This is a genomic window from Kamptonema sp. UHCC 0994, from assembly GCF_029167235.1.
Classification (GTDB): domain Bacteria; phylum Cyanobacteriota; class Cyanobacteriia; order Cyanobacteriales; family Microcoleaceae; genus Kamptonema.
The window spans coordinates 1-5,490 of record NZ_JARFTR010000184.1; the positions used below are offsets into that span (position 1 = coordinate 1).

General features: G+C 43.4%; 6 protein-coding genes and 1 pseudogene. 5 read left to right on the plus strand and 2 right to left on the minus strand.

What is annotated here, in order from left to right; genetic code table 11:
• Positions 1-119: 119 nt before the first annotated feature.
• Entirely contained in the window at positions 120-485 is a 366-nt protein-coding gene (locus PY364_RS16940) for a hypothetical protein (protein WP_275524238.1), read from the minus strand.
• Positions 486-859: 374 nt separating this feature from the next.
• On the opposite strand from PY364_RS16940, the gene PY364_RS16945 reads away from it, so the two are divergent.
• Positions 860-1,876, plus strand: a complete 1,017-nt coding sequence (locus PY364_RS16945) for a sulfate ABC transporter ATP-binding protein (protein ID WP_275524240.1) — start codon at positions 860-862, stop codon at positions 1,874-1,876.
• A 96-nt stretch (positions 1,877-1,972) separates the two neighbouring features.
• Here PY364_RS16945 and PY364_RS16950 read toward each other — a convergent pair whose 3' ends face one another.
• The gene (locus PY364_RS16950; protein ID WP_275524242.1) at positions 1,973-2,386 is read right to left on the minus strand and encodes a peptide chain release factor 1; all 414 of its coding nucleotides are present in this window, start codon (positions 2,384-2,386) and stop codon (positions 1,973-1,975) included.
• Positions 2,387-2,573: 187 nt separating this feature from the next.
• Here PY364_RS16950 and PY364_RS16955 point away from each other — a divergent pair, with 187 nt between their 5' ends.
• From PY364_RS16955 to PY364_RS16970, 4 genes and pseudogenes are all read left to right on the plus strand, one after another.
• On the plus strand, positions 2,574-2,780 hold the full coding sequence (locus PY364_RS16955) for a hypothetical protein (RefSeq protein WP_275524243.1): 207 nt from the start codon (positions 2,574-2,576) through the stop codon (positions 2,778-2,780).
• A 155-nt stretch (positions 2,781-2,935) separates the two neighbouring features.
• Positions 2,936-3,328: a DUF6335 family protein gene (locus PY364_RS16960; protein ID WP_275524245.1), complete on the plus strand. Its 393-nt coding sequence runs from the start codon at positions 2,936-2,938 to the stop codon at positions 3,326-3,328.
• Positions 3,329-3,345: 17 nt separating this feature from the next.
• Positions 3,346-4,200 (plus strand): hypothetical protein, encoded by an 855-nt coding sequence (locus PY364_RS16965; protein WP_275524247.1) that lies wholly within the window; start codon positions 3,346-3,348, stop codon positions 4,198-4,200.
• Positions 4,201-4,646: 446 nt separating this feature from the next.
• A pseudogene (locus PY364_RS16970) lies at positions 4,647-5,490 on the plus strand (hypothetical protein); the annotation flags it as partial.

Consider the following 5,490-nt stretch of genomic DNA (forward strand, 5'->3'; position numbering starts at 1 on the left):
CGGTAAAGATACCGCCCAGAGGGCGGCGTTACGGGTACTGTTGTTTATCAAAACACTTGCTAAATTATTAGTCTTTCTGGAATTGCTTTACTCACTGTTGTTATTGTACCCCATCTACATTAGGTCTCGTTATACTTGTGTAGTTGCTGTATCCACTTTTCGCGATTCTGCTGCCATTCATCAGCCATAGCTTCCGAATTTATATTGCTTTCTAGTTCCAGCAATAAACTTGATACTTCTTGAACAATTGATGCACCCCGACATTTTTCTACCCAACTGTCCGCACGCTCTTTCCAGTGAGTATCCACCAATTCCCACTGCAAGTTAGATTCCAATTCAACTAGCAATTCTGCTAGATATGTCAGGTTAACTGATGCTGCCACATCGCTAACCCAACTTTCCCGCCGCTCTTTCCATTCTTTTGTCGCTCCTTCCCATTTGAGGTTGCTTTCAAGCTCTAACAGTAACTGATTTAGTTCTACCATTTTAAATCTTTGATTGTTTGCAGTTTGTGCTAAAATTATAGCAGAATTTTCAATATTTTATCTTTTGGTCAGTTTGAACCGATTTTAGCTATGAGACAAGAGTTTTAACCCCTGGCGGACTATATATTTAAAGAAAATAAAATAGCCCATCCTTTTTAAAGGCAGATGAGGATATCAACCTGAGCATCTAGTCGCCAAATCTTAAAGAATTGTAAACTACACTAGATCGATCAGCATACAGGAGTTAGCATAATATCGACTTAACACAGTCACTTAAGCGAATAACGGGAGTAGTAAGTAAACAATTCCCGATCGCGCCTGCTTGGACATAGCTCAACGATCGCTCAGAGAAAATTTATTTAGCCAGAGAATCTATGGGAATTTTAGTTGAAAACGTATCAAAACACTTTGGTTCTTTTCAGGCAGTAAGCCAGGTGAACCTAGAAATTAAAACAGGCTCTTTGGTAGCGCTATTAGGGCCGTCAGGGTCAGGAAAATCGACATTACTGCGGCTAATTGCCGGACTAGAACCGCCAGATATTGGCAAAATCTGGATTACAGGCAAAGATGCAACTTATCAGTCAGTACAAGATCGTCAAATCGGCTTTGTATTTCAGCATTATGCTTTGTTCAAACACTTGACAATTCGTGATAATATTGGTTTTGGTATGGACATCCGTAAATCCCCCAAAGCCAGAACGCGCAAACGAGTAGAAGAACTTTTAGATTTAGTACAACTGAGCGGATTAGGCGATCGCTATCCCTCCCAACTTTCGGGAGGACAAAGACAGCGCGTAGCCTTAGCCAGAGCCTTAGCAGTTGAACCCCAGGTACTTTTGCTAGACGAACCCTTCGGAGCCCTAGATGCCAAAGTTCGTAAAGAATTGCGCGACTGGTTGCGGCGGTTACACCACGAAGTTAACGTCACCACAGTTTTTGTTACCCACGACCAAGAAGAAGCGATGGAAGTCGCCGATGAAATTGTGGTGATGAACAAAGGTAGAGTCGAACAAGTCGGTACTCCAGCTCAGATTTATGACTCTCCAGCAACAGCCTTTGTGATGAGCTTTATTGGCCCTGTAAATGTCCTCTCCAGTACGGCCGGAATTTTTGCCCGTCAGACCTTGGAATCTGCCTCACCTCAAATTTATTTGCGTCCCCATGATGTTTTAATTCAAACCGAACCTGAAGCATCTTTTGCGCCGGCAAAAATTAATCGCATCGTCTATTTAGGTTGGGAAATTCAAATCGAATTACTTGTGGATGATAAGGAGATACTTACTGCTTACTTAGACCGCGATCGCTTTAAACTGCTAAATGTACAAGTCGATCAGCGAGTTTATGTCAAGCCTCGACAAGCTAGAGCATTTCCCGTTGAGTTGCCCGTTTAGCTGATAAAATTAAACAGGACTTACGAACTTTATCAGTGCGTAAGTCCTAAAAAATTAAAAGTTAGCTTTTCTAATTTGGTATAGCAAACGCCAAGTTTATCGCCAGTAAGGCCGTCCTTTCCAAAACACTCCAATCACAATTCCGATTAATGTAGTTTCTGATAAATCGACTAAAAACGCAGGTAGTGACAAGAAAGACTTGAAAGCCAAACCGACAAGCAAACACACAACTAAAGCCCACAAACTAGAGCCGTTAAGGAGAAATTGTTGCTGCCTTTGCTCAAAAAGATAAACTGCTAGTGCGCCCATACCCACTGCTGTAACAACAGGGATTAATACCCCCAAAGAAGAGCCGTAAAGTAGCTTTAGGATGTTGCGGACGATGGGAGATTGCGTGAAACCCCACCATAAGAATAAATCCAGTCCGATAACAATCAAATTGGTGAGGGCAGCAATTTGAAGCAGTTCTCGCCAGGGTAAGTTTTTTAAACGGCCTAGAGGATTGCTCATAGTGGAGAAGAAGTAGGTTACTTTGATTGTATTACAGCGATTGTATTACATCGCGATCGCTCTTACTATGACCCTTGAGCGCCATCTATGGCAATTCCTAAAGTAAAATACATACTGGGCTACTTTTGGGCAAAAAAGCTCAGATCGTCGCCCTGCAAGTTGTTGGCAGCATCGAAGGAAAGAGGATATGGTGGAAAGTACAGTAAATTGCGCTGTAAAGTGCGTGAACGGCTGCATTTTGGGCGATAACTGCCCTAAGCGGGAATATGCGGCTGCAACCTCAAGTTTTATAGAAAACACTTCTCTGGATAAAATGCTGGAGATGGCTGAGGAAGCGGTGAGAAAGAAGCGAACAGAACCGCCAAAATGGGTGATTCCTGATTTTCCAGAGTAGATTAAGGTGCGATCGCAATTGGTACTAGAAGTGCGATCGCTACATTGCCTTATTCCTAATGATAGGGGTCGGAAAAGCAAAGTCCTTTCCTTGGGTAGAAGTTGGTTTCAACCAGTAGGGATTAAGATGCTAAAACCGATCGCAAAGGCATGATTATGGTAAAAAAAGCTGACAAACAAGATTCTAGCGATTTGTCCCAAAAAATTACCGAATCCTACGGAACTGGCATTCGCGAGGAAGTAGGGCTGAATATTGACGGGCGGACAATGCGCGATCATCGAGATGAGTACACCGCCAATCTCGAACTAACAGGGGGCGATGTTGATGCTGCATCCTCCCAAGCTGCGGCTATGGTTGGCGACGAGGCTGTGGGGGGAACGACTGCAACTCCCGATCGGAATATTGTTGATGAATTAGGAACTGCTGTCGGGCTAGAAATGGAAGATGGCGAAGATTTGAGGACAACAGATATTTTGAATGAACGCGACGATCGCAGATGGGAATTAGATCCCACTTCTTCTGAAGATTACCAGCAACGAAGGGAGTAAACCGAAGCGATCGCTATATGCTAGCCATACCCAAATTCATTCTCAAACCGGGCTATCGATCGCAAGCAGAAGATACTTCCCCCGAAGTAGATGCCTTTCAATTCTGGCTACTCAGACAGCGATCGCCTCAACAACGCTTAGCAATGGGAAAAGCATTAAATCGCAGTGCACGCCAATTTTCCATCAACTGTTTTTATAAACGCTTCCCCAATTTATCTCATCAAGAGTTTGCCCGAAAACTTGCCTTTGCCTGGTTACAGGAAAACTGTCATCTTGATTACATTCCACAGGGAAATAAAATGACTTGGGTGCAAGATTCTATCGCCTTAGCTGCTCAACTGCACCCCATCTTTGAATCCCTTGATATTCCTTATTATATCACTGGTGGTGTGGCTGCGATCGCCTTCGGAGAGCCCCGTACTACTCAAGATTTAGATATAGTAATTGCGATCGAATTAAAAGATATTAGCTTGTTAGCAACTGAATTAGAGCGAATTGGATTTTATGTTCCCGGATTAGAAGATATAATTTCTGGACGAATGCAAACTTTACAAGTTACCCATATAGAAAGTATTGCTCGTGCTGATTTAATGATAACCGGAAACGATGAATTTGACCGCATCAAGTTTGAGAGAAGGCAACAATATGAAATTCCCGAAGGCACAGAAGTTTACCTAGCATCACCAGAAGATTTAATTCTCAACAAATTGCAATGGGGAAAGCGTAGTAAGTCTGAGAAACAATGGCGGGATGTATTGGGAATTTTGAAAGTACAAGGAGTATCTTTAGATTTTGATTATCTCAACTCTTGGGCTGAATATTTGGGGTTAATTGAGGATTTAAATTTAGCAATTCAGGAAGCCGGATTATAGATTTTAGAAATTTCAAGACTTACACAATTATTACCACTGTGGGTTAGAGGTGGCACAATTGATTCACCAAAGTAGTATCAGTTCTGAGAACTGGTGAAATCTATTAATCTGTCGCGCAGTTTTTGCCGCTCGCTTGGCTTGTGCCAGTTACGTAAGCCTTGTTTCTGTAACTGGCTAGAAGCCGCAATCCTGAGCCGTGCCACACAGCTTGAAAAAGAGAAGGTACACAAGTTGATGCTCTCCTCTCCCGTTTCAACACGCGGAGGTTCTTGAGAATAAATTTTCCTTTGAGCAATCATCAAAAAAATACCAGGACTTATACACTCAGGCTACTTATCAAGGGTAAAATGAGACTTTAAGTTTCCCACCCGCTGCTGAAAACAAGGAAATTTCGTCTTAATGCGTAATATCAGATGCCTAAGTCCTAGACAGATGTGATTTTTCCAATGCTTCCCCGTGCAGGTATGACCGCAATGGCTATTCCTTCCCACCAAGTTTCTAGTTCCAATAGGCTAATCTATCACCGCTTGAAACAGGCTCTCAAGCTCAATTTGCGTCGTCAAATTTTTATCGCAGTCTGTGACGACTTATGGCTGCGTGATTGCCTAGCAGCACGTTTACAAACAGAATTAGCAGGCACAGAGGGAGAGGAAAGGAAAGCAGAAAACTTGCAAGACTTTGAGGAGAAGTCAGAGTTCAAAATCGCCAAGCGCGGGGAAAAACAAAGCAAGAGCCGTCAAGGGTTGGGAGAACAAAAGTACATAGCTTTAGCTGATGAGCAAAGCAATCTCAAAACCGCTCAGCGTTACCAGGAACGAAGCCATCTCTCAAAACCGCTCAGCGTTGCCAAACGCGAAGCCTTGCTCGGTGTAAAGCAAACTGAAACAATCTCTCAAAACTCACAACTTCCTTACCCTCGATTTGTCAGCTTAGAGCTGAACTTAAGCGATCCTAATCCCATTGCTCAGATTTTACAGTGGTTAGCACAGTCTCCTGCACCTCAGAAAGCATCCTTTGGCAAGCGCGTACCCACCTTTCAAATTCTCGGAGCAGAACACTTAACAAGGCAGCCAGCAGCCTTACAGTGGTCATTTTTGAGCAATCTCAGGAATGTTGAGTCGCATCTTCCCACATGGCAGTTTAATTTGTTGTTGTGGCTACCGAAACCTTGGCTATTTACAATTCAGCAATCAGTACCAGAGTTTTGGCGGTGGCACACGGGTGTGTTTGAGTTTGAAGGTGAACCGACACCAGCGATGGGGGAGCGGGGGAGGGGGGGAGATGGGGAGA

Excerpts from the sequence above, each read along its gene's own strand:
- PY364_RS16955 (WP_275524243.1), top strand. The coding sequence starts at position 2,574 with ATGGTGGAAAGTACAGTAAATTGCGCTGTAAAGTGCGTGAACGGCTGC.
- PY364_RS16945 (WP_275524240.1), top strand. The coding sequence starts at position 860 with ATGGGAATTTTAGTTGAAAACGTATCAAAACACTTTGGTTCTTTTCAG.
- PY364_RS16960 (WP_275524245.1), top strand. The coding sequence starts at position 2,936 with ATGGTAAAAAAAGCTGACAAACAAGATTCTAGCGATTTGTCCCAAAAA.
- PY364_RS16950 (WP_275524242.1), bottom strand. The coding sequence starts at position 2,386 with ATGAGCAATCCTCTAGGCCGTTTAAAAAACTTACCCTGGCGAGAACTG.
- PY364_RS16940 (WP_275524238.1), bottom strand. The coding sequence starts at position 485 with ATGGTAGAACTAAATCAGTTACTGTTAGAGCTTGAAAGCAACCTCAAA.
- PY364_RS16965 (WP_275524247.1), top strand. The coding sequence starts at position 3,346 with ATGCTAGCCATACCCAAATTCATTCTCAAACCGGGCTATCGATCGCAA.